Here is a 21,239-nt window from a genome sequence, read left to right as displayed (position 1 = left end):
ACCGGGAGATGCGTTCTCTCAAGACTGCAGCCCTGCTCGCGGCGGCGGCCCTCACCCTGACGGCCTGCGGCAGCGGTGACGGCGGTGGCGACGCCGCCTCCGACGGCAAGACCAAGCTCCGCTTCTCCTACTGGGGCTCCGACTCCCGGCAGAAGATGACCGAGCAGGCCATCGCGGCGTTCGAGAAGAAGAACCCCACCATCGACGTGGTCGGCGAGTTCTCCGACTGGCCGAGCTACTACGAGTCGCTGGCCACCAAGGTCGCGGCCAACGACGCGCCCGACGTCATGACCCTGGAGATCCGCGGCCTGTCCGAGTACGCCGGCCGGGGCGCCCTCGCCGACCTCACCGGCAAGGTCAACACCGCCGATCTCGACCAGGGCGTGCTGCCCGCGGGCCAGGTCGACGGCAAGCAGTACGCCATCCCCACCGGCGTCAACGTCTTCGCGATGCTCGCCAACAAGGCCACCATCGAGAAGGCGGGCGAGAAGATGCCCGACGACAAGACCTGGACCTGGGACGAGTACATCGAGCTCTCCTCGAAGATCACCAAGGGGGGCGACGGCTCGGTCTACGGCACCGAGTACACCTTCAACCCCGCCTACCTGACCATCTTCGCCGCCCAGCGCGGCGAGTCGTTCTACAACAACGGCAAGATCGGCATCACGCCCGAGACCCTCAAGGCCTGGTGGGCGAACTTCGACAAGCTGATCAAGGAGAAGGGCTCGCCCGACGCCGCCAAGATGGCCGAGACCGCCGCCGCCGGCCAGGAGCAGTCGCTGATCGCCACCAACAAGGGCGGGTTCGGCATGTGGTGGACCAACCAGCTCGGCGCCATGGCCAAGTCCTCGGGCCAGGAGCTGACCCTGCTCCGCCTGCCGAAGACGCCGGACGCGCAGAAGTCGGGCCTGTTCCTGCAGCCCGCCATGCACTGGACCATCTCCAGCAAGACCGAGCACCCGGCCGAGGCGCAGAAGTTCGTCGACTTCCTGCTCAACGACCCGGAGGCCGGCGCCATCCTGCTCAGCGACCGCGGCCTGCCGATCAACAGCAAGGTGCTGGCGGCGATCAAGGACAAGCTGCCCCCGGCCGACACGCAGAGCCTCGAGTTCATCGAGTCCATCAAGAGCGACCTCGACGCCGTGGTCGTGCCCCCGAAGGGCGGCGGCAAGATGGAGGACATCATCCGCCGCTACTCCGAGGCCGTGACCTCCGGCCAGCAGACCCCCGACGAGGCGGCCACCAAGCTCCTCGAAGAGGCCAACGCGGCCATCGCCGGCTAGCCCGCGCCACCGGCGGGCCCGTCCCGGCTGATCCGGCCGGGACGGGCCCGACACCGTCGGGGAGACACCCTCACGCCTGCCGTACGGCTCGCTGCGGAGCCGCGCGAGCCGTACGGCACACCAATCGGCGGGCCGCACGGCGCACCATCGGGAAGCCGCACGGCGCACCATCGGGGAGAAGGAAATGAGATACGCATTCGTCGGGCTCGGCCACCGCGCCCAGATGTACGTCGACGCGCTGCTCGGCGACTGGCGGGACACCGGCACCATCGTCGCCCTGTGCGACACCAACCGGACCCGGATGGACTACTACGTCGAGCGCATCGGGGAGAAGGTGCCCTGCTTCGCGCCGGACGACTTCTCCGAGATGCTCGAGCTGTGCGACGCGGTGGTCGTCGCCACGGTCGACGCCACGCACGCCCACTACGTGGTCACGGCGCTGGACGCGGGCAAGCGCGTCATCGTGGAGAAGCCGCTGACGATCGACGCCGAGGGATGCGCCGCGATCGCCGCCGCCGCCGAGCGGAGCACCGGCTCGCTGATCGTCACCTTCAACTACCGCTACTCGCCCCGCAACTCCGCGGTCCGCCGCCTCATCATGGAGGGCGCGATCGGCGAGGTCACCTCCGTGCACTTCGACTGGGCGCTGGACACCATCCACGGCGCCGACTACTTCCGCCGCTGGCACCGGGACAAGGCCAACTCCGGCGGCCTGCTGGTACACAAGTCCACCCACCACTTCGACCTGGTCAACTGGTGGCTGGACGCCGCGGCGCAGAGCGTCTACGCCCAGGGCGAGCTGCGCTTCTACGGCGCGGAGAACGCCCGGGCCCGCGAGCTCGACGCGCGGCCCGAGCGCGGCCAGGGCGCGCCCGGCCTCGGCAGCGACCCGTTCATCCTGGACATCTCCGCCGACCCGCGGCTCAAGCGCCTCTACCTGGACGCCGAGCACGAGGACGGCTACATCCGCGACCAGGACGTCTTCACCGAGGGCGTCACCATCGAGGACAACATGTCGGTCCTGGTCCGCTACGACAACCGGGCCCTGCTCACCTACTCGCTCAACGCGCACGCCCCCGCCGAGGGCTACCGCGTCGTGTTCAACGGCACCGGCGGCCGGATCGAGCTGGAGGTGTGCGAGCGCGCCTGGACGCCGCCGCACGCCGCGATCGACCCCACCGCCGCCTCCAAGGAGCACGCGGCCGGCGCCTGGGAGAGGCTCACCCTGCACCAGCACTGGCAGGAGGCCAGGGAGATCCCGATCGAGCAGGGCGAGGGCGGCCACGGCGGCGGCGACCGGCTGCTGCTGGACGACGTCTTCCGCGGCCCCGACGGCGACCCGCTGGCCCGGCAGGCCGGCTACCTCGACGGGATCCGCAGCGTCATGGTGGGCGCCTCGGCCAACGAGTCCATCCGCACCGGCCGGCCGATCCGCCTGGTCGACGGGGGCACCCGTATGGCGGACAGCTGAGCCGTGCTGTCCGATCCTGCCGGCGGCCCGCGCCGCCTGCGGCACCTCGGCGAGTTCTCCGGGCTCGCCGGCCTGGCCATCGAGCAGCGCGGGCTGTTCCCCGCCCCCGTCCCCGGGCCCGCGCTGCGCGAGCGGGCGCGTGACGCCGTCGGCGTCCTCGACCTGACCGCCGCCGACGTGCGCACCGAACGCACCTGGACGGCGGGCGACCTGTCCGGTGAGGAGGTCTCCTGGGACGTCGGGTTCGGCCCCCGGACCCGCGCCTACGTGCTGCGCCCCCGCGAGGCGGGCGGCGCGGCGCTGCCCGGCGTGCTCGCGCTGCACTGCCACGCCGGGATGAAGTGGGCCGGCAAGGAGAAGATCGCCGACGACCCGGAGGGCCCCTCCCCCGAGGTCGCCCGGCTCCGGGCCGAGCTCTACGGCGGCCGGGCCTGGGCGGGGGAACTGGCCCGGCGCGGCTTCACCGTGCTCGTCCCCGACGTGCTGGGCTGGGGAAGCCGCCGCGTCCCGCTCGCCGACATGCCCGACCGGGTCCGCGGGAACCCCGTGCCCGGCCCCCGCGGGACCGGACCCGGCTCCGGTGAGGCGGGCCCCGGTGAGGCGGGCCCCGGCGATCCAGGCCCCGGTGAGACGGATCCCGGTGAGGCCGGGCTGCTCAGCGAGGCCGACCGCTACGACGCCGCGGCCGCCCGGCACGAGCACGTGCTGGCCAAGTACTGCACCGTGCTGGGCACCTCCTTCGCCGGCGTCGTCGCCGGAGAGGACCTGGCCGCCGCCGCCTACCTGCGCTCCCGCCCCGACACCGAGACCGGGGGCGTCGCCGCCGCCGGGCTGTCCGGCGGCGGACTGCGCGCGGCCCTGCTCGGCGCCTTCGACCCCGGCCTGGCCGCGGTCGCCGTGGTCGCGATGATCTCCTCCTACCGCGACCTGCTGGACGGGTACGTCGCCTCCCACACCTGGATGCTGTACCCGCCGGGCCTGTCACGGCTCTGCGATCTGCCCGACCTGGTGGCCTGCGCCGCCCCCCGCCCGCTGCTGGTCTGGTACGGCGAGCACGACGCGATCCTCCCCCCGGAGGGGATGCGCCGCGCCCACGCCATGATCGAGAAGCACTACCGGCGGACCCCGGCCGGTTACACCGGCGTGTTCGGTGACGCGGGGCACCGCTTCGACCTCCCCACCCAGGAGCTGGTCTTCGACTGGCTCGCCCGCCATGTGACAACGGCCCGCCCCACGGGAACAGCAGTCCGTCCCACGAGAACAGCAGGAGGTGAGCCGCGATGGTGACGATCAGGGATGTGGCGCAGGCGTCGGGAGTCCACGTCTCGACGGTGTCGCGGACGTTCTCCGCGCCTCACCTGGTCAGCGCGGAGACGCGCAACCGGGTGCTGGCCGTGGCCGAGGGGCTGGGCTACCGGCCGAACCGGGCGGCGCGGGCGCTGACCACCGGGCGGACCCACAACCTGGGGCTGATCGTCGCCGACATCGCCAACCCGTTCTTCCCTCCGCTGATCAAGGCGGCGCAGGCGCAGGCACGGGAGCGGGACTACCACGTGTTCGTCGCGGACACCGACGAGAACCCGCTGATGGAGCAGGAGCTGATCGAGACGCTCTGCAAGCAGGTGGACGGGGTGCTGCTGTGCAGCCCGCGCCTGTCGAACCGGGTGATCGAGCGGCTGCGCGCGCAGGTGCCGTTCGCGGTGGTCAACCGGCGGGTGAAGGGGCTGCCCACGGTGCTGATGGACGTGGGGCAGGGAGTGCGCGCCGCGGTGGGGCACCTGGCGGACCTGGGCCACCGCCGGATCGCGCTGCTGTCCGGGCCGAGCGGCTCGTGGACCAGTGAGGAGATGCACGCCACCGCCACCGACGCCGCGGCCGAGGCGGGCGTGGAGCTGACCGTGCTGCGGCCGAACGAGCCGACCGAGCAGGGCGGGCTGGCGGCCGCCGCGGCCGTCGCCGGGTCGGGGATGACCGGCGTGCTCTGCCACAACGACCTGGTCGCGCTGGGCCTGATCGAAGGGCTGCGCGAGCGGGGGCTGAGCGTGCCCGGCGACCTGAGCGTCATCGGCGTGGACGACAGCCTGCCCGGCCGGCTGAACCGGCCCAAGCTGACGACGATCACCATGCCGACCGCGGCCGCCGGACGGATGGCGGTCGACCTGCTGCTGGCCGCCGTCAACGCCGGGGACTCCGGGACCGCGGCGCTGGCCCGGCTGGAGACCACCCTCATCGTGCGCGAGTCCACCGGTCCCGTGGCGCCGTCCGCGCTCCCGGCCAGACTCCCCGCCAGCCCAGCCGTACGGTGACCGTCCGCGAGCCGCCCTCCTGGTCGGCGAGCCGGCCGAAGGCGAGCACGAGCCTCGCGCCCGTCCCGGCGCCCGTCAGGAGCGGCGGCGCGCGGAGCACCTCGGCGACCGGCCGGTCCCAGGTCACGGTCAGCGCGTCCAGGTCGCGCCGGGGGTCCGCCACGGTCAGCGTGGCCGTACCGTCACCGCGCTCCCTGACCAGGACCGCGCACGGCGCGGAGGCGGCCAGGTCGCCGGCGGCTCCGGCGGTCCAGAAGTTGACCGCGGTGATCCCGAGCGACGGGACCCGGACCGCCTGCTGCCGGGCGGTGTTGGCGAGCACCCGCACCCGGCCCGGATCGGCGGCGCGGGCCCGGGTGCCCGCCAGGTCCGCACCGGGCAGGAGCAGGTAGACGTAACCGGCCGAGACGGGATCGACCCCGTGGTCGAGCCATAGGGTCGTGTAGCTCCGGGTCACCGGGTCCGCGCCGCCGTCATCGTCGTCGCCACCGGTGCGGCCGACGCGGCCGGTGCGCTCCTCGCGCAGCGTGTGCAGCGGAGCGCCGCCGACCAGGACGTAACCGCCGTGCCCTTCGAGATGCGCCCAGGCCGCCCCGCCGCCCCCGGTCTCCTGCGCAGCGCCGTACACATCCCCGTGCGCAGCGCCGTCCGCGTCCCCCTCCGCGTCCCCGTGCGTGACCCCGTCCGCGTCCCCGTCCACCGCACCGCCCACCGTGAGGGGCGCCCCGGTCCTCCGGTTGTCCACGATCGTCTCGACCCGCACCCCGTCCGCCGCGGTGATCCCGGCACCCAGGCAGACCACCGCGTCGTCGAGGAAGAACCACGACTTGAAGGCCTCCAGCGTGCTCCCGAAGCCGTTCAGGTGCTGGCCGACCGCCGCGTACACGCCGTCGGTGGCGCCGCCGACCCAGCGCGCCGGCGGGCGGGTGTCGCCCCACTCCCCACCGGCGCCGTCGGCCAGCCGCAGCGTGGAGACGGTCGTGCCCGGCAGGCGGTAGGGATCGACGGTGGCCCAGAAGAAGTCGGAGTACTGGTCGCCGTGACCTTCGGCCCACCAGTGGAGCATCCCGGCACCGGTGTGCCAGCCGCGCAGGTTCTCGCCGTTTCCGTGCTCGTAGTGGCCGATCCGGTCGGAGGCCATGCTGAGCCCCGCGCACCAGCCCGGTCGGCGGTGGACGGCGCGGGCGCTCATCGCCGGCAACCGGTGGCCGTCGGGTTCCCCGGCCGCCGGGATCCCGTCGTCGTGCAGGACCCCGGCCAGGCGGGCGTGGAATCCCAGGTCGCTCCGCTCCGCGGCCCGGAGCATGGGCACGCCGGTGTCCCGCAGCGCCCACCCCTTGACCATGGCCCGCCACCGGGCCCGCTCGGCGGCCGAGGCCGACTCCCCCAGCAGCAGGACCGCCGCCGCGATCGCGTGCCCCCTGCGGTGGTCCTCGTACGGCCGCCTGCCGATCCCCCGTCCTCCGGCGAGGTCCATGCAGAAGCCGTCGTGCACGACCGGGGCGAAGGACCTCTCGACCATGTCGAAGACGATCCGCCGGTCCGGGTCGGTCACCTCCCACGGCGAGCCGCGCAGCACCGCGAAGAGCGTCGCGAGACCGGACAGCAGCACCACCCCGTACCCGCCCTGGTAGGGGACGGACGTGTGCTGGACGAACGAGCCGTCCCGGTAGAAGCCGTCCCCCTCCCTGACGTAGGGGAAGACCGGCGAGAGCGCCGACACGGCCAGGGCCGCCCTCCTCGGATCCGACCCCAGGACGGCCCGCAGCAGCGTCACCGTGCACAGGTCCACCCGGTTGGCCCCGGTGCTGGTCCCGCTGTAGTCGTCCAGCACGCATTCGGGGACGAAGTGGTCCACCGCGTCCAGCAGCGCCCCGCGCGGCGCCTCCCCCAGATGCGGGCCGATCAGCACGGCCGCGTCCAGCAGCCTCCGGGGGACGCCGATCCGCCAGTCCCACCAGTTGCCGACCGGGTCCGCACCCGCGGCGTACACCCGCCGCCGGTAGTGGTCGACGCCCGCGGCCACGGCGGCCGCCAGCGCGGCGTCACCGGTCAGCCCGGTCCCCGGCAGGGCGTACGCGCGGGCCATCGTCCGCAACCGCGCCGGGGTCGCGGTGAAGGAGGGGAAGTCCAGTCCGGGCCAGAGCGACGCGCCGGTCGGTGCCATGGCGTCCCGATAGGCGGCCGCGACCGCCCCCAGCTCCGCCAGCCGGCTCCGGTACGGCTCGGCCGCCGGGTCGAACCCCGACCCGGCCGTCACGTCCCGCCAGCGCCGGCGCAGCAGGGCGAACGGGCCGTCCCCGGTGGACGCGCCGGGGCCCGCCCCGCGCGGGACCATCCCGTCGGAACATCCCGCCGGGATCAGCGCTCCGGCCGCGGCGGCACCACCGAGCCAGAGGAAGGACCGCCTGGAACGTCCGATCATGCGTAGATTATTACGTCGATCCCGGCTCTGTAAGCTGACCGGCATGATCGACGAGCAGGACGATCCGGTGCAGTCCGCGATCTCCGGCGAACTCCGCCTCCTCGATCGGGAGGTCCGTTCCTCGGCAGCGCTCATGGGCGAGCTCATGGACCCCGAGTTCAGGGAGATCGGGGCCTCCGGACGTCTCTGGGACCGTGACTCCCTCATCACCGCGATCTCCCAGGACCCGGATCCGCTGACGGCTCCGATCGCGGTGAGCGACATGGAAGGCCGGCTTCTCGCCCCCGGGCTCGTCCACCTGACCTACGTCTCCGAGTACGACGGCCGCCGGGCGCGCCGGAGCTCCGTCTGGCGGCACTCGGAGCACGGATGGCGGCTGTACTTCCACCAGGGGACGCTGAGCACCTACTGATCGCGATCGTCGCCTCACCGCGACCGCCGCAGCCTTCTTCCGGGGCCGGAGGTTCTGCGTGAGCGGGCTTGAGTCTCCAGTAAGGGGAGACGGGAAGGTGGGGGCATGGACGGCGACGCGCTCTACTCGATCGGTGACCTGGCCCGGCGGACCGGACTCACGGTCAAGGCCATCAGGTTCTACTCCGACTGCGGGATCGTGCCGCCGGCCGACCGCAGCCCCGCCGGCCACCGCCGCTACGGCATCGACGCCGTCGCACGACTGGACCTCGTCCGCACGCTCCGCGACCTGGGAGTGGACCTCCCCACCATCCGGAGGGTCCTGGACCGGGAGGTCTCCCTCCCCGAGGCCGCCGCCGCGCACGCCGCGGCCCTGTCGGTGCAGATCCGGACACTGCGCCTGCGGCGCGCGGTGCTGACGGCGGTGGCCGAACGCGGCTCCACTCCCGAGGAGATGAGTCTCATGCACAAACTGGCCAAGCTCTCCGAAGACGAACGCCACCGCCTGATCCGCGATTTCCTCGACAGCGCCCTCGGCGACCTGGACACCGGCCCGGGATTCACCGGGATCATGCGCTCGATGACCCCAGAACTGCCCGACAACCCCACGGCCGAGCAGGTCGAGGCATGGGTGGAGCTGGCCGAGCTGTCCCAGGACCCGGATTTCCGTGCCCTCATGCGGCGTACGGTCGAGCAGCACGCCGCCGAGCGCCTCCCGGGCGGGTCCCCGGCCCTGCGACGCGACACCGTATCGATCGTTCCAGAGCAGGCGGGCCCGGCCCTGGCCGCCGGCGTCGACCCCGCATCGCCCGAGGCCGACCCGATCGTCGCCGCGGTGACGACCCGGTGCGCGGACCTCGTCGGCCGTCCCGACGACGCCGATCTCCGGCGCCGGCTGCTGACCCGGCTGGAGACCGCAGGCGACCCCCGCCGGGATCGGTACTTCCGGCTGCTCGCAGTGATCAACGGCTGGCCTGCCCCGGAGAGCCTGGCACCGGTGTCCGACTGGTTCGTCCGGGCGCTGCGCGTCCGGCTGCCGGAGAGCACGCCGGACACGCCGACCTCCCGCTGAGCCCGCGAGGGGTGCTGATCCACTGACCGTTCCGCACCGCCCGGCACGGTCCCGGTTCGTCGGGATCGTGCCGGGCGGTCTCCCGGACGACCGGTTCGGCGGGGCCGTGGACCGCCCGGCGGCCTCCCGGACGACCGGAAGACGGCCGGGCGGTCGCCCGGCTCAGGCCGCACCGACTCCGGACACGTGGTAGCGGAGCACTTCGGCGTCCCGGATCGCCACCGTCTGCTCCTCTTCCGGCCCCGAGCCCCGGAACGCCTCGAGAGCCTCCTCGGACTCCCACCGCTCATAGACGTTGATCCGCCCCGCGTCGACCAGGTCGGCGCCGAGCACGAAGTCCAGGCAGCCGGAGGCGGCGCGCGCCTGCTCGACCACACCGGCGCAACCCTGCAGGTAGGCGTCCCTGTCATCGGGATCGACGACGAGCCGGCCAGAAATGATGATCATGCCGTGATCGTAGGGCTCGCCACCGACGGAATCCGCGATGCGCGCCGGCGTGCCCGGTACTCCCGGCGGAGAGATGCCGGCCGGTCTACGCGGGCCATGGTGAACGGCGAGGCTGTCGGGGCAGGTTTCCGGACAGCAGCCGAGGCAGCAGGTCCGGCAGGATGACGGGGAAGACCAGGTCACTGGTGGCGTGCAGCTCCGTTGCGCTCCTCACCCGGCGGCCAGGCGGCGCCGGAGCTCCTCCTCCGAGACGTCTTCGATGTGGGTGAGGAACACCCAGATGTGCCCGGACGGGTCCTTGAGGATGACGGTGCGGTCGCCGTGGAACATGTCCTTCGGCGGCTGGAGGATCTCGGCGCCGGCGGCCTCCGCGCGTTCCGCCAGGCTGTCGACGTCCGGCACGAAGACGTGCAGCGTGACGGACGTGCCTCCGCCGAGCGAGCTCGGCGCGGCGAAGGAACCGGCCTCCGCCTCGTCCACGCTGCCGTCACCCAGCATCAGGACCGACCGCCCGATGGTGATCTCGGCGTGCAGGATCCCACCGCCCGGAGCGTCGATCCTGAAGTCCTCGCGGGCGCCGAACGCCCGCTGGTAGAAGTCGATCGCCGCGGCGGCGTCGTCGACCATGATGTGCGGGATCACCGCGTAACGGTAGCGGTCGGGGATCTCGGTGTGGGCTGTGCTCTCGGTCACGGCGAACCTCCTCGGAAAAGCACCGCCGGCCGGTTCCTGCGGTCCTGAGAAGAACCTAGAAGCTCAAGTTTGGTTTAGGTCAATCACCGGGGCGGCTCCGCCTCGCAACGCCGGAGGCACGGCGGGCTCCGCCGCGGTTTCCGGGTCCTGCCGGGCGGACAGCAGCCGGTGGCGCCCGACGGCACCGAGGGCAGCGGCTGACCCACCGGAAGCAAGAAGGCCCCTGACGGCGTGCCGCCCTCTTCTCGTGCATTCGGACACCATGGCGGCATGCCCGGCCTGTCCTCGGTTCCCTGAACCGCCCGGAGTCCTACGGCTGCCACGCGGCCCCGATGCTCCTGAAGAGGTGTGGCGGGCTCCCCGCTCATGGTGCGGGCGCGGAGCCCGGCAACCGGCTATTCGCCCGCGGCCGCAGTCGGCAGCGGCACCTCGGCGACGAAGAACAGAAAACTGATTTTGGTCGAAAAGTCATGGAAATCGTCGGGGGACAGCTCACGGCCGGCCGGGTCGGGCTGCGGCTCGCTGATGACGGCAAGGCGGAAGCCGGCGGCGGTGAGGGCGTCGGTCATCGCGTGCAACGGTCTGCGCCAGAAGACCATTGGGAAGGACCGCCCGTTGAACGTCCATTCGTCGGTATAGCTGGTGGTCGCGTGATAATCGGGCCGAGGATCCTGGAGCGCGTAGTCCGCGAACGGGTGGTTCACCGAGGCGATCAGCCGTCCGCCCGGCCTGAGCACCCGGCGTATCTCGGCCAGCGTCGGCCCCCAGTCCTGCAGGTAGTGCAGCACCAGGGACGCGACCACGTCGTCGAACGCGCCGTCGGCGAACGGCAGGCGGTCGCTCAGGTCGGCCACGTGCAGGTCCGCGTCGTCACCGAGCCGCCTCCCGGCCAGCGCCAGCATCTCGACACTGGCGTCGATGCCCGTGACGACGGCACCGCGCTCGCGCAGTACGGCCGACAGGGGGCCTGAGCCGCAACCTGCGTCCAGGACCCGGCGGCCGGCCACGTCTCCGGCGAGGGTCATGATCGCGGGCCGCGCATAATACGCGTTGATGAAGCTGTTCTCGGTTTCCGCCGAGTACGCCTCGGCGAAGCTGTCGTAGTCATTCACCCGGACCGTCGGATCTACAGCCCGGGTTGCGGTCGAAACCCAGGCGGGCCTCGATGATGCGCGATTCTCGGGCACGTCGGCTACGCGTTCCATGATCGCAGCCTAACCCGCCGTCGGCGGACGCAGCATGATCGGTCCACTGTGCAGGCGGCACGGAGCCGGCGGCTGGGAAGGCGGGGTACATCACGCCGGCCCTTGTCCTGGGCGCGGCCCCCCTTCTGCTCGCCGACTGGTTCATCGCTGCGGCGATCCTGGGACGCGACTGTGTGGTGTTGTACGGGGGGCGGCAACATAACAGAATGCGGCGGCGGGCTTTCGGAGGAGGAGATGTCCGCCGCGTCAGGACTGATCGCACTGGTGATGCTCGCCGTCCAGCTAGGGTTGATCGTCCTGGTGAGACGGCGCATCCGCTCCGGCCTGCGGTGAGACCGTACGGCCGGCGACGGCACGCGTTGAGGCGGACGCGCGACCGGAAACGCCGCTTCCTCCCGCCCGGCTCCACGACCTCCGCCACGTCCACGCCACCACGCTCCTCCTGGCGGGCGTCCCGGTTCACGTCGTCGCGGCTCGCCTCGGCCACGCCGATCCGGCGATCACGCTCCGGGTCTACGCCCACGTGATGCACGAGCAGGCGGTGACGGCCGCCGACGTCTTCGCCAAAGCGATCGGAGAAACCCTCTGGAACACTCCCTCATCAGAGGACTCCTGCCCGACCAGCCGGAGTCCTCTCGGCGTTTCCGGCATCACTGACCTGTGCCTGCCGCCCCGATTGGGAGAAACCGTGCGTTCGAATATCAGCTTGGATGAGCTGGCCGCGGAACTCGCCCGGCTCAGCGAGCATGCGACGATCACGCCCCTGCCAGAGGCGATGGTCGACACCCTGGAAGAAATGATCGGCGCACCGCTCCCGGAGGAGCTCCACTCCTTCCTGCTCCGGCTCGGTCCCGGAGTCGCCCCCGGCCCGCTACTCAGCCTGGACTGGATCATCGAGGAGACCCGCTACGAGCAAGAGGGGTTCTTGGAAGAACCGGGCATCGCCGCTCATCCTTGGGAACCGTTCCCCATCTCCCAAGCCGATGTCCTCCGGCTTCGACAGCTCGCCGACGAAGGCCGCAATCCCCTACTGGCATTGGGCAAGCCACTCCCCGGCACCATGTTCCTGCGCAGCCACGGGTGTTCGTGGATCAGCATGCTCGCCATGAACGGGGAGTTCGCCGGCACTGTCTGGCTTACCGAGATGGGGTGGGTGGAGGACATGGGGTGTTGGCCCTCGGCTCCCTGGCTCGACGCGAACGGCCCAGGTCCCTTGTACAGCGGCTGGACCGAGCCGGTCCCCTTCCTCGACCGGTACATCCGCTGGACGAGACGGGACGCCATGCGGCCCCAGGGTTGGCGTCGTCAGCAAGAGTGTTAGCAAGATCGCGATATTGCTGGAACAAGCAGAAGGCCCCCGACGGCGTATCGCCTGTTCAGGGGCCTTTCCGTTACAGAGCCGACGAGGGGAATCGAACCCCTGACCTTCTGTTTACAAGGTCCCCAAACGGCCTCCAGGATCGTTCAGGGCCGTTCGCCGCGCTGCTCGCCGGGACTCCGGTCGTTCAGATCCGTCCGGCTCGATTCGTGATCGTCCGTTTGGGTGGCTCCCAGCGTGGCTCCCGAAATCGGCCGAGTCTGGGAGCTCTCCACTGGCGATCACCATGGAGCCGTTGCGCTCCTGTCGGAGGCATGAAGGCTGGTGGGCGACTACTGGATGGTCAGGCGGTAGCCGTGTTCGACAGAGCGGGGGCAGAGGAAGATAGTGAGGGCTCCGGATCGTCCGAGAGCGAGCGTGGTGGGTTCGACGGTCTCCTCGCATTCGGGCGTCCCCCATTCGAGGTGGCGTTCTTCCCATGGACGCCATCGTGGCTCACTGCCGCCGTCCCATTCGCTGCTGTCCAGCTTGAGGAGCGGTTCGGTCTCGGTGCCGCAGACGGTGCAGGGCAGCGGGTACATGTCGGTGAGATGCCAGGACTCCCACCCGCCGATCTTGCAGCCGGGCGCCATGGACAGCAGGTACTGGTAGCTGCCGTCATCTGCTTGGTCGTCCCACTCGTTGAGGGCTGTCCGGACCTTCTCGGGAAGTTCCTCGTTATCGGGGTACTCGGTGACCCGTTCGGGGTGGAGCACGCAGGGACGCGGCAGGTAGTCCTCCCGGCTGAGGTCTGCCGCCGAGATGCCGGGGAGGCTGTCGGGTGTGGCGTGATGGCGCATGGGGGGTTCGGTGAGGACATCGGTGAGATCTGCGGTGTTGCGCCAGACCAGCAGAGGGGCGGGTCCCCAGATGTCATCCAGATTGTGTTCGTTGGGGCACCACAGCACCTGAAGAAGGTCGGCTCCCTCGGGAAAGGGGATCTCCGGGATGTCGCGTGCATAGAACTGCGCGACGCCGACCATGGGTGTCGGGGTTTCGGGTACGCGCTCTCCCCAGTCCGCCCAGCCTGGCTCGCCGAAGGGCGCGGCCGGCATTTGGAGGGTCTGGTCGCATGCGGGCCACGATTCGGCGACCGGCCAGATCAGCGGTCCCCCGATGTGACTGTCGTGCATGGTCGGCTTCCCTGGCCGCGGATGGAGACGGACCGCTGTTCTGGCGTACGCGCGCAGCTCGGGGAACAGCTGGGTGAGATCGACCGGAGGGTCAGGGGTGGTCAGTGCCATGGCGGGGAGCTTAGGAGGCGGCACCGACACGGAACTCGACAGCTCCCGGCGAACACAGTCACCAACCCTAGCGGCTTTCAAGAGGGCTGCGTTCCGAACTACGGCAGGGTCTCTCACCAGGGGGGGGAGCGCTCCGGGAACCCCTGACCGTCAAAGATCATCCCGCGCATATCCCGCGAGCTTGTTGCTATAAGGCTGAGGAGTGAAGCCTTGGCCTCCGATCGCTCGTCCACTCTGTACGAACTGATCGTTGACGCGGCACAGGTACACCAATGGAGTACGACAAGAGGTCATACTGACATCTATCACCTCAAGACTCGCATAAGTATCATGCATGCACTAATTATACATATAAGACATTTGTGGTTATTAATTATGGCTTGCAGCCTCGATGGCTAGCGACCCTATAGCCGGTACGCCGCCAACGATGTACCATCTCATCCCCAATGGACCCTCTCTTCCCAGGTAGGAGAGCATGGTAAGAAGAAGGAAGAAGGAGAAGAGAAGCACGCCTGTCAACACAGTGGTACCCGAGCCCAAACGACAGGATGCTTCTCCCGCTCCATCCAACGACCCGAAGCTTCCTAAGTACACGATCAAAAAAATAAATATCGGCCAAGCATTCGCCGAGTACGATGCATCACTAGAAGATCCTGAAGTCTATGTCTACACACCAGCTCTTGCGTCAGCTGAAGATGCGAGTAGCGGAAAAGTTTTCTTCGTAGGACGTCGCGGCGTTGGAAAGACAGCGATTCGGAAGTACTGCAGCCAGAACGGGAAACACGTTCGAGCTATAGCGCCAGAAATATTCAGCCCTTCTTCAACTCTGCATGATGTTGAGCGATTTTCCAACGTTAAACAGAGGCCTTTCCGATCCTTGGTAACGGCGTTCCGTCGCGCTCTTCAAGTTGAATTACTAGATCTCTGGAAGGAGGGATATCCCACATATTTTGGAACACCTCCAGAGATAGAGGAAGAAATCCAGGAGTTTCAGTCTCTCGATTTCGATGAGCGCTGCCTTCACTTCATCAGACAGACTGGCGATGCACTGTCATCCGGCGATGACGAGGCTCTCCTCGCAATCAGCAAGAAAACAAAGCGCGTTACCGATGAAATGAAAATTATCGGTTCAGGAAGCCTTCCTATGCATACGCTTCTCGTCGACAGCATCGACGACTACTGGGAAGGCAGCGACGAGGGCCTCGTTTACCTTACGGCATTCATGCATGCATGCCTGGAGGTCACCACCACCATTCCTTGGGCAAGGGTGCTTCTATTCCTCAGAGAAAACATTTTTGAGCGAGTCCGGGCCCGTGACACCGAATCATCCAGACTGGAAACAGCAGTGATCGGGATGGAGTGGAACGAACGCCAACTACTCGAACTGATAGAGAGAAGGTTAAATAAAGGCCTGACTGCAAAATATGCGCTAGATGGCGCAACATGGCGAGCCTTCTTTGAGAATCACGATGAGGCTTGGCATAATGTCCTAGATTTCTGCCAAAGAAGACCCCGTGACGTTCTAATATACATTAGTCATGCCGTAGAGTCCGCCCAGAATAATGGCCACGAGAGAATACGGATAGAGGACATACAGCAAGCTAGGCGCCGATTTTCGGATAACCGATTCAAAGATCTCGGGGATGAGTATGCGGAGAATTATCCGCAAATCGCTCTTGTGTTATCACGGTTCTACGGTCTCGGCACCACCTACACGTACGGCGGCATAGAGTCTTTCATAAATAAAATTCTCAACGATCTGGAAATAATACGCCTATGCGGCTCCTGGATCTATGATAATGCAACTCCGGAGAAGTTTATTCGACTCCTCTACGGCATTGGATTCATTGGCATAAATGCCACGGGAAAGCCTACTAAATTCCGCGCCATTGGGCCACAGGACACAAGTCCTCCTCCTGTAATAGATACCACAGAGGTCGTTATTCACAAGTGCTATTGGGATGCACTCGACTTGCAAGACAAGCTAGTGCGTAGTCTTCCAGACTCTAAGGATTTCGGGAAGATTGAGATCATAGAGGATTTACCAGGCGGAATCGATCGGGAAGAGTATTTCGATGCTATTGATTTCGCATTAAGTTCACTCCAGGAGATTCAACTCGGCACAAAAGGCGCGGCAGACTTCGAGGAAATCGTAGGTGATGTAATCAAGTTGTGCTTTTTCCGTACGCTAGAAAATATCGAGCCGAAAAGCAGGGATTACGAAGGTAGGGTAATTCGCGACTGGGTTACCGCGAACCGGGCTCGTGATGGGTTCTGGGCCCTCGTGAGAGCCCGGTACGGTGCGGTGCAGGTGATATGGGAGTGCAAAAACTACGCCGATCTGTCGGCAGACGACTTCCACCAAGCTGGCTACTATATGACTGATATTGGAGGGAGGTTTGTGGTACTTGCATTCCGTGGAGAAATTAAACCCATCTACTTCCAGCACATTAGACGCATCGCCGACAACAATAAGGGATTCGTCCTCCTGCTTGGCGAAAAGGATTTACAGATATTCTTGCGCCAAGCCAAGAATGGGAAGATCATCAAGGAGGATCACATTCAGGAACGATATGATCTCATACTTCGAAAAATAACTTAAATATTGAATTAGCAATCTAGGGTTGGCAGATAACCGTTAGCCGCTCCTTCGGTTTAGGATCCATTCGAGGAAGACATGATCTGAGCGTCAACCAGAAACGAGTCATGGTCTGCGCGGGCGCATACCCCTTTTCCTGCTCATCCCGTCTGCCGTCGACCCGCCCGCAGGGGAAGCAGGGCACGGGCCGGGGCGCCAGGTGGAGCGCCCAACTGGACGAACGACCTGGCGCCCCGGCCCGTGGTCTGCTCGGCTTGTCCCGGGTTGACGGCGGACGGGATGAGCAGGCCCCTACCCCAGCCACCGACAGGCTGGCGGCGATGAGCACGCCCGAGGTGGTCATCCCGGAGCCGGAGCGCCCCCGCCGGAGGCGTTGTAACGTCGCTGAGTGGATCTCTACCTCGCTGATGTTCCTCCGGGGCTCACTCGTAGGGCACGCAGCTTTGTCCAGACTCATGGCCTGCGGGTGGACTCCCTGAACGTTGATCAGTACCGGGACGGTTGGCTGTCCTCGGGCATCCCGGAATCTGAGATCGATCGGGTCGCGGAGTATGCGGCTCGCTGGGGTGGGCTTGTGCTTCCTCCGGCTCCGTATTACGACGGTGGTCCTCGGGCCCTGTGCCCGGATACCCCGGAATGTTCACCGGCTGAGGGCTGGTGGTTCGAGGCCGGTGTGCAGCGGACGGCGGTTCCCTATTCCTTCATGATCGGTCCTGGTGGTGAGTTCGGCGTTCACGGTGACCGTTGGGTGCCGCTGCACGCGACGGTCGAGGGCTGGGTGGAATCGGTGGCCCTGGCCTATCACGCGGCCGGGTGTGCCAAGCAGGTCGTGAAGGTTACGGGTGATGAGGTCGAGGCGATCCGGCTCGCAGGTCATGAGCCGGTGCAGGAGGTGGCCGGGCTGGCGGATACCTGGTGGAGGGGACCGGATTCGCTGGTGGCCATCTACAGAGGGGAGGCGGAGTGCATGTCCGCTCCTGTGTGCAGGACCGCGTTCGTCTATATGGGCCTGAACCGTTGGGGGCTGTATGGCTGAGATCTGCTGTGGTGGTGAGTGGACGTGAGTCGGCTTAGGTCGGCGGGGCGGCCCGGGTACGGCGATTGATGGTCGGTACGGCGGGGCCGGCGGTCGGTGCGCGGCCCGAGTGCGGCCCCGGCCGTGACCGGCCCCCAGGCCGCATGCGCGGCCGGGGTCCGCGACGCTGGGCCGTGCGGCGGCGCGCCGCGCCGCCGCCTTGATCCCTATGAGATTAATTCGGCAGTGCTATGCGCCCGCTTCGGCAAGGACGCCGATGACCTGGGCGAGGATGGCCGGGGCGGCTGCGATGGTGGCGTTGGACCGCATGGTGTGGGGGCGGCCGGCGGCATCGGTTACCAGGGCTCCGGCTTCGCGGGCGATGACGACACCGGCGGCGGTGTCCCAGGGGTTGTTGGAGAGCATGATGCAGGCGTCGCTTTTTCCTTCGGCAACCCATGCGAGGTCGATAGCGGCTGAGCCGTACATGCGGATGCGCTGGACGCGACTGGCCAACTGGTGGTTGAGCGGTACGCGGATGCGGTTCTTCTCCTCGGCGTCGGCTCCGACGGCGTAGTCCCCGACGGAGACGATGGCCGCATCGAGGTCGTCGGCCTTGCTGGTGGTGATGGTGGCACCGTTGCAGGCGGCCCCGTTGCCGTCGGAGGCGGTGTAGAGCATGTCCAGGAACGGCAGGTCGATCACACCGAGTATGGAGCGGTCGTCTTGGATCAGGCCCAGGGAGATGCCCGACAACGGGATGCCGTGCATGAAGTTGGCGGTGCCGTCGATGGGGTCCAGAGCCCACAGCAGGCCGCTGCCGTCGCGGATGACGGGCCCCTCCTCCTCTCCGAGAAACCCGATCTCGGGTGTCTCCTGGGAGAGGAAGTCACGTACGGCGTGCTCGACGGCTACGTCTACCTCGGTGACCATGTCGCGGTGGCCTTTGAAGGAGATCGTTTTGGGAACCCGTGTGCGTACGATCTCGTGGGCGATCTCCACGGCTCGCTGCGCGATGGGAAGCAGGCTTTTCACATCGGTGCTCATACGGGTCGACTCCGCTCCCATAGTGAAGTGAAGATCCGGTCGAAGACGGGGAACAGACCTTCCGCCGCGGTGTTATCGGTGATCACAAAGGTAGGTGAGTCAACGCCTCGGGCCTGTGGGAGGTAAGGCTGCACCACGCATGTCGTGCGGTCCACGATCACGATATTGAATCTGATCGTTTCGTCGTAGACGGCGATCTCCAGACGTTCGGCGGACTGCGGATCCAGACTGGTCTTCAGCCGGTTCAACACGTTGATGTTGAGGGCGGTCAGCGTGCTGAGCGTCGAGTCGGTGTAGCGCTCCTCGGCTTCGCGGGCCTTGATGGCGGCGCCGTGCGGATCGAGGAACAGACACCGGATGCGGGTTCCTCCTTCGAGGAGGCGCCTGAGCTGGTGGTCCGGGTAGCTCTGGCAGACCAGGTTGAGGGACAGGCCGGCGGCGCTGATCTCCTTGGCGTTGTCGAACAGGGCCGAGGGCGGGTAGGCGGCAGCGAATGCCGAGCGGCTGCTGAATACGGCGGTCACGTCCGCCAGCTGCGTGCCGCCGTTCAGGGTGACGGGTGGTGGCGCTTGTCGGGGCGATGGCACTTCGGCGGTGACCGGCGCGAACAGTTGCGCTGCGGTCTTACCGGGGAACATCGCTTCCAGCACGCGGCAGTGATCGGAGTACGGCAGGCCCTTGAGGTCGCCGGACAGCCAGCGGTGCAACTGGGTGCGACTGGGCCACTTTCCTTCTAGCGAAGGATCAATCCTCCTGGCCGCTTTGTCGTATTCCCTACAGAAAGTGCTGTATGTCTGCCAATGGTGTTGATGAAGCAGCACTCTCAGGAGAATCGGCTGATCAGCCATGGTCTGCGTCTGCGTCTGTCCGCCCATTGGTTCCAGAGTAAACGCTGAGACGGAACAGAGAAGAAACAAAGCGGAACAGCACGGTCGTAGACGGTTCGCTCGCGCGGTCGAGACGTGACGCCTTGTCGCCCGATTCTCTCGTCATGGCTGAGAAATGCAGGCGTTGCGCAGGCCGGGGATGGAAGTACGTGACTCCTCGGCGTGGGGTCGTGGCCGGCGGACCGGCTGAGAACGCTTCCGGTGATCGGGTGAGGAGCAGGTGCCTGCACTGCCGCGGCACCGGCCGGGCCGGGCAGGGGGCCTGAGATGGCGTTGTCGGCGCCCCAGGCGGCGGAGCTGCTCCGGGACGAGTTGGCGCGGCACGGTGTGGATGCTGATGTGCACGCCGGGTACGGCATGGCCCTGGTGTCAGTCTGGGTGGAACTCCTCGTCTGGACGAACGGCCGCTGGTTCCGCTGGGGGTGCGACGCGAGCAGCGCAGGGAACGGGCGACGGGTCTACGCGTTCGGCCCGGCCGATGACGTGGCGACGGCTGCCCGGCGCATCCTTCGCCGAAGGGAGGAACTCCGGCAGCGCCGGGCGTGCTCGCAGCACCCGGAGGACCGGTCGGCGTGAGTGATCGGTGCTGGCGGATCAGTCCCCACATTCCGCAGGCTCAGGGCTGTTCCCGCAGGATCGAGTGGTCTCCTCCCCAGGCGACGGGTCGTGAGATCGTTCTTTCCTGGACATGTACGTGCCGGGCGAGGTTCTTCGAGTTGATCCAGTCTGGCGGGGTCTGCTTCATCAGGCGCACCACGCAGAAGACGACGGGCGCGGAGATAGAGGAAAGCTGTCGGATGTCGGCGCGGAAGGCCCGGCAGCTGTGGAATGCGCTACTGACCGGCGAAGTGCGATGACGCTATCCGGTAGAACCCAAGGGGGAGACACCCTAACGGAAGGCGACTAGTCTTAACGACAAGTCGAGTTGTTATGGGGTCGTCATGTCGCTTGAAGAGTTTGCGCCACCGAAGTACGCCCAGATAGTCCAGGCGATCAAGCGAAAGATCGATGACGGAACCTATCCCCCTGGCTCGCTGCTGCCGTCGGAGACCCAGCTCGTGCGCGAGTTCAACGTCTCCCGGCCTACCGTGGTGCGCGCGCTGCAAGTCTTGCAGCTGCGGGGGTTCATCGAGCGCGAACACGGCAAGGGCTCCTACGTTAAGGCCGTCTCAGCGATACCGGAGGAAGGGTCACGACCAAGCCGGGCCGCGCTGGACCGCGTGGAGGCCGACGAGAAGGGCACGGTGGTCGAGGCCCGCGAGACGGCCGCCCCCGCCGTCGTTGCCGACCTTCTGGGCGTTCCCGCCGCGTCGGTGGTGGTGATGCGCCGGGTGCTGTTCAGCGATGGTGAGCGCCCCAGCGACCTGGTCACCTTGTGGTCGCTGCTAGACGTGGCGAAGGGAACCGGCCTCGGCGGTAGTGAGCCGCTGGCCACGGGCGTCCGCCATCACGTGCAGTCCGTGAAGGGGCTACGGCTCGTCAACGTCGTTGAACGCCTGGGGGCACGGCATCCAGAGAGCAGTGAGGCCGAGTTGCTCGGCCTGGATGAGTCCGCTGCCGTCATCAGCGTCACAGCCAATGTCTTCGACTCCACGGCCCGGCCGGTCCTGGTCGTGGACCTGGTCATGCCCGGTGAGCTTCACGAGCTGGAAGACGCCTACGCTCTGTGATGTGATCTAAGTCACACAGCAACTCATAAACTCGACTTGTCAAGTTGCCGGTTTCCTGGTTATCGTCATGACAACTCGACAATACGAGTTGTCGAGAAGATGAGAGG

The 21,239-nt window shown here is 67.4% G+C and carries 18 protein-coding genes and 1 pseudogene; 12 read left to right on the top strand and 7 right to left on the bottom strand.

The features are described 5' to 3' along the window. Window positions 1-8 precede the first annotated feature (8 nt). From HS048_RS07580 to HS048_RS07565, 4 genes are all read left to right on the top strand, one after another. The gene (locus HS048_RS07580; protein ID WP_196466556.1) at window positions 9-1,283 is read left to right on the top strand and encodes a sugar ABC transporter substrate-binding protein; all 1,275 of its coding nucleotides are present in this window, start codon (window positions 9-11) and stop codon (window positions 1,281-1,283) included. Between the two features lie 184 nt (window positions 1,284-1,467). Next, window positions 1,468-2,754 (top strand): Gfo/Idh/MocA family protein, encoded by a 1,287-nt coding sequence (locus HS048_RS07575; RefSeq protein WP_196466555.1) that lies wholly within the window; start codon window positions 1,468-1,470, stop codon window positions 2,752-2,754. Window positions 2,755-2,757: 3 nt separating this feature from the next. After that, window positions 2,758-4,041, top strand: a complete 1,284-nt coding sequence (locus tag HS048_RS07570) for a hypothetical protein (protein WP_196466554.1) — start codon at window positions 2,758-2,760, stop codon at window positions 4,039-4,041. Continuing rightward, window positions 4,035-5,060 (top strand): LacI family DNA-binding transcriptional regulator, encoded by a 1,026-nt coding sequence (locus HS048_RS07565; protein ID WP_068896475.1) that lies wholly within the window; start codon window positions 4,035-4,037, stop codon window positions 5,058-5,060. The genes HS048_RS07570 and HS048_RS07565 overlap by 7 nt, the downstream gene beginning before the upstream one ends. On the opposite strand, the gene HS048_RS07560 is transcribed toward HS048_RS07565, so the two are convergent. Then, window positions 4,981-7,485: a polysaccharide lyase 8 family protein gene (locus HS048_RS07560; protein ID WP_196466553.1), complete on the bottom strand. Its 2,505-nt coding sequence runs from the start codon at window positions 7,483-7,485 to the stop codon at window positions 4,981-4,983. The two genes, HS048_RS07565 and HS048_RS07560, sit on opposite strands and share 80 nt — an antisense overlap. Before the next feature lie 43 nt (window positions 7,486-7,528). On the opposite strand from HS048_RS07560, the gene HS048_RS07555 reads away from it, so the two are divergent. Further along, a complete protein-coding gene (locus HS048_RS07555) occupies window positions 7,529-7,897 on the top strand; it encodes a DUF4440 domain-containing protein (protein ID WP_196466552.1) in 369 nt (122 codons plus the stop codon). Window positions 7,898-8,002: 105 nt separating this feature from the next. Next, window positions 8,003-8,968, top strand: a complete 966-nt coding sequence (locus HS048_RS07550) for a MerR family transcriptional regulator (protein WP_196466551.1) — start codon at window positions 8,003-8,005, stop codon at window positions 8,966-8,968. 162 nt (window positions 8,969-9,130) lie between these two features. On the opposite strand, the gene HS048_RS07545 is transcribed toward HS048_RS07550, so the two are convergent. From HS048_RS07545 to HS048_RS07535, 3 genes are all read right to left on the bottom strand, one after another. Then, the gene (locus HS048_RS07545; protein ID WP_196466550.1) at window positions 9,131-9,415 is read right to left on the bottom strand and encodes a putative quinol monooxygenase; all 285 of its coding nucleotides are present in this window, start codon (window positions 9,413-9,415) and stop codon (window positions 9,131-9,133) included. A gap of 210 nt (window positions 9,416-9,625) precedes the next feature. Continuing rightward, a complete protein-coding gene (locus tag HS048_RS07540; protein WP_307832384.1) occupies window positions 9,626-10,108 on the bottom strand; it encodes a VOC family protein in 483 nt (160 codons plus the stop codon). 395 nt (window positions 10,109-10,503) lie between these two features. Continuing rightward, window positions 10,504-11,313, bottom strand: a complete 810-nt coding sequence (locus HS048_RS07535) for a class I SAM-dependent methyltransferase (RefSeq protein WP_196466549.1) — start codon at window positions 11,311-11,313, stop codon at window positions 10,504-10,506. 391 nt (window positions 11,314-11,704) lie between these two features. On the opposite strand from HS048_RS07535, the pseudogene HS048_RS38045 reads away from it, so the two are divergent. Beyond that, window positions 11,705-11,830: pseudogene (locus HS048_RS38045) on the top strand (tyrosine-type recombinase/integrase); the annotation flags it as partial. 9 nt (window positions 11,831-11,839) lie between these two features. Next, window positions 11,840-12,634 (top strand): SMI1/KNR4 family protein, encoded by a 795-nt coding sequence (locus HS048_RS36920; protein WP_230880761.1) that lies wholly within the window; start codon window positions 11,840-11,842, stop codon window positions 12,632-12,634. 329 nt (window positions 12,635-12,963) lie between these two features. On the opposite strand, the gene HS048_RS07525 is transcribed toward HS048_RS36920, so the two are convergent. Continuing rightward, window positions 12,964-13,914 (bottom strand): hypothetical protein, encoded by a 951-nt coding sequence (locus HS048_RS07525; protein WP_196466548.1) that lies wholly within the window; start codon window positions 13,912-13,914, stop codon window positions 12,964-12,966. Between the two features lie 475 nt (window positions 13,915-14,389). Here HS048_RS07525 and HS048_RS07520 point away from each other — a divergent pair, with 475 nt between their 5' ends. Both HS048_RS07520 and HS048_RS07515 read left to right on the top strand, forming a co-directional pair. After that, entirely contained in the window at window positions 14,390-16,516 is a 2,127-nt protein-coding gene (locus HS048_RS07520) for a P-loop ATPase, Sll1717 family (RefSeq protein ID WP_196466547.1), read from the top strand. Window positions 16,517-16,901: 385 nt separating this feature from the next. Then, complete coding sequence (locus HS048_RS07515; protein ID WP_196466546.1) at window positions 16,902-17,549, top strand: hypothetical protein; 648 nt, start codon at window positions 16,902-16,904, stop codon at window positions 17,547-17,549. A gap of 228 nt (window positions 17,550-17,777) precedes the next feature. On the opposite strand, the gene HS048_RS07510 is transcribed toward HS048_RS07515, so the two are convergent. Then, window positions 17,778-18,575, bottom strand: a complete 798-nt coding sequence (locus HS048_RS07510) for an inositol monophosphatase family protein (protein WP_196466545.1) — start codon at window positions 18,573-18,575, stop codon at window positions 17,778-17,780. Further along, window positions 18,572-19,450, bottom strand: coding sequence for a DUF5919 domain-containing protein (locus tag HS048_RS07505; RefSeq protein ID WP_196466544.1), 879 nt, complete (start codon window positions 19,448-19,450; stop codon window positions 18,572-18,574). Before HS048_RS07505 ends, HS048_RS07510 begins: the two co-directional genes overlap by 4 nt. A gap of 279 nt (window positions 19,451-19,729) precedes the next feature. Between HS048_RS07505 and HS048_RS07500 the strand changes: the two genes are divergently transcribed. After that, window positions 19,730-20,038, top strand: a complete 309-nt coding sequence (locus tag HS048_RS07500) for a hypothetical protein (protein ID WP_196466543.1) — start codon at window positions 19,730-19,732, stop codon at window positions 20,036-20,038. Window positions 20,039-20,403: 365 nt separating this feature from the next. Next, window positions 20,404-21,132, top strand: a complete 729-nt coding sequence (locus HS048_RS07495) for a GntR family transcriptional regulator (protein ID WP_196466542.1) — start codon at window positions 20,404-20,406, stop codon at window positions 21,130-21,132. Window positions 21,133-21,239 lie beyond the last annotated feature (107 nt).

Source organism: Planomonospora sp. ID91781 (assembly GCF_015711595.1).
Taxonomy (GTDB): domain Bacteria; phylum Actinomycetota; class Actinomycetes; order Streptosporangiales; family Streptosporangiaceae; genus Planomonospora; species Planomonospora parontospora.
The sequence above is the reverse complement of the archived record's forward strand: the minus strand, read 5'-3'. Positions and strand labels throughout refer to the sequence as shown.

Excerpts from the sequence above, each read along its gene's own strand:
- HS048_RS07525 (WP_196466548.1), bottom strand. The coding sequence starts at position 13,914 with ATGGCACTGACCACCCCTGACCCTCCGGTCGATCTCACCCAGCTGTTC.
- HS048_RS07505 (WP_196466544.1), bottom strand. The coding sequence starts at position 19,450 with ATGGGCGGACAGACGCAGACGCAGACCATGGCTGATCAGCCGATTCTC.
- HS048_RS07500 (WP_196466543.1), top strand. The coding sequence starts at position 19,730 with ATGGCGTTGTCGGCGCCCCAGGCGGCGGAGCTGCTCCGGGACGAGTTG.
- HS048_RS07495 (WP_196466542.1), top strand. The coding sequence starts at position 20,404 with ATGTCGCTTGAAGAGTTTGCGCCACCGAAGTACGCCCAGATAGTCCAG.
- HS048_RS07535 (WP_196466549.1), bottom strand. The coding sequence starts at position 11,313 with ATGGAACGCGTAGCCGACGTGCCCGAGAATCGCGCATCATCGAGGCCC.
- HS048_RS07565 (WP_068896475.1), top strand. The coding sequence starts at position 4,035 with ATGGTGACGATCAGGGATGTGGCGCAGGCGTCGGGAGTCCACGTCTCG.
- HS048_RS07560 (WP_196466553.1), bottom strand. The coding sequence starts at position 7,485 with ATGATCGGACGTTCCAGGCGGTCCTTCCTCTGGCTCGGTGGTGCCGCC.
- HS048_RS36920 (WP_230880761.1), top strand. The coding sequence starts at position 11,840 with ATGCACGAGCAGGCGGTGACGGCCGCCGACGTCTTCGCCAAAGCGATC.
- HS048_RS07555 (WP_196466552.1), top strand. The coding sequence starts at position 7,529 with ATGATCGACGAGCAGGACGATCCGGTGCAGTCCGCGATCTCCGGCGAA.
- HS048_RS07510 (WP_196466545.1), bottom strand. The coding sequence starts at position 18,575 with ATGAGCACCGATGTGAAAAGCCTGCTTCCCATCGCGCAGCGAGCCGTG.
- HS048_RS07545 (WP_196466550.1), bottom strand. The coding sequence starts at position 9,415 with ATGATCATCATTTCTGGCCGGCTCGTCGTCGATCCCGATGACAGGGAC.
- HS048_RS07550 (WP_196466551.1), top strand. The coding sequence starts at position 8,003 with ATGGACGGCGACGCGCTCTACTCGATCGGTGACCTGGCCCGGCGGACC.
- HS048_RS07520 (WP_196466547.1), top strand. The coding sequence starts at position 14,390 with ATGGTAAGAAGAAGGAAGAAGGAGAAGAGAAGCACGCCTGTCAACACA.
- HS048_RS07575 (WP_196466555.1), top strand. The coding sequence starts at position 1,468 with ATGAGATACGCATTCGTCGGGCTCGGCCACCGCGCCCAGATGTACGTC.
- HS048_RS07580 (WP_196466556.1), top strand. The coding sequence starts at position 9 with ATGCGTTCTCTCAAGACTGCAGCCCTGCTCGCGGCGGCGGCCCTCACC.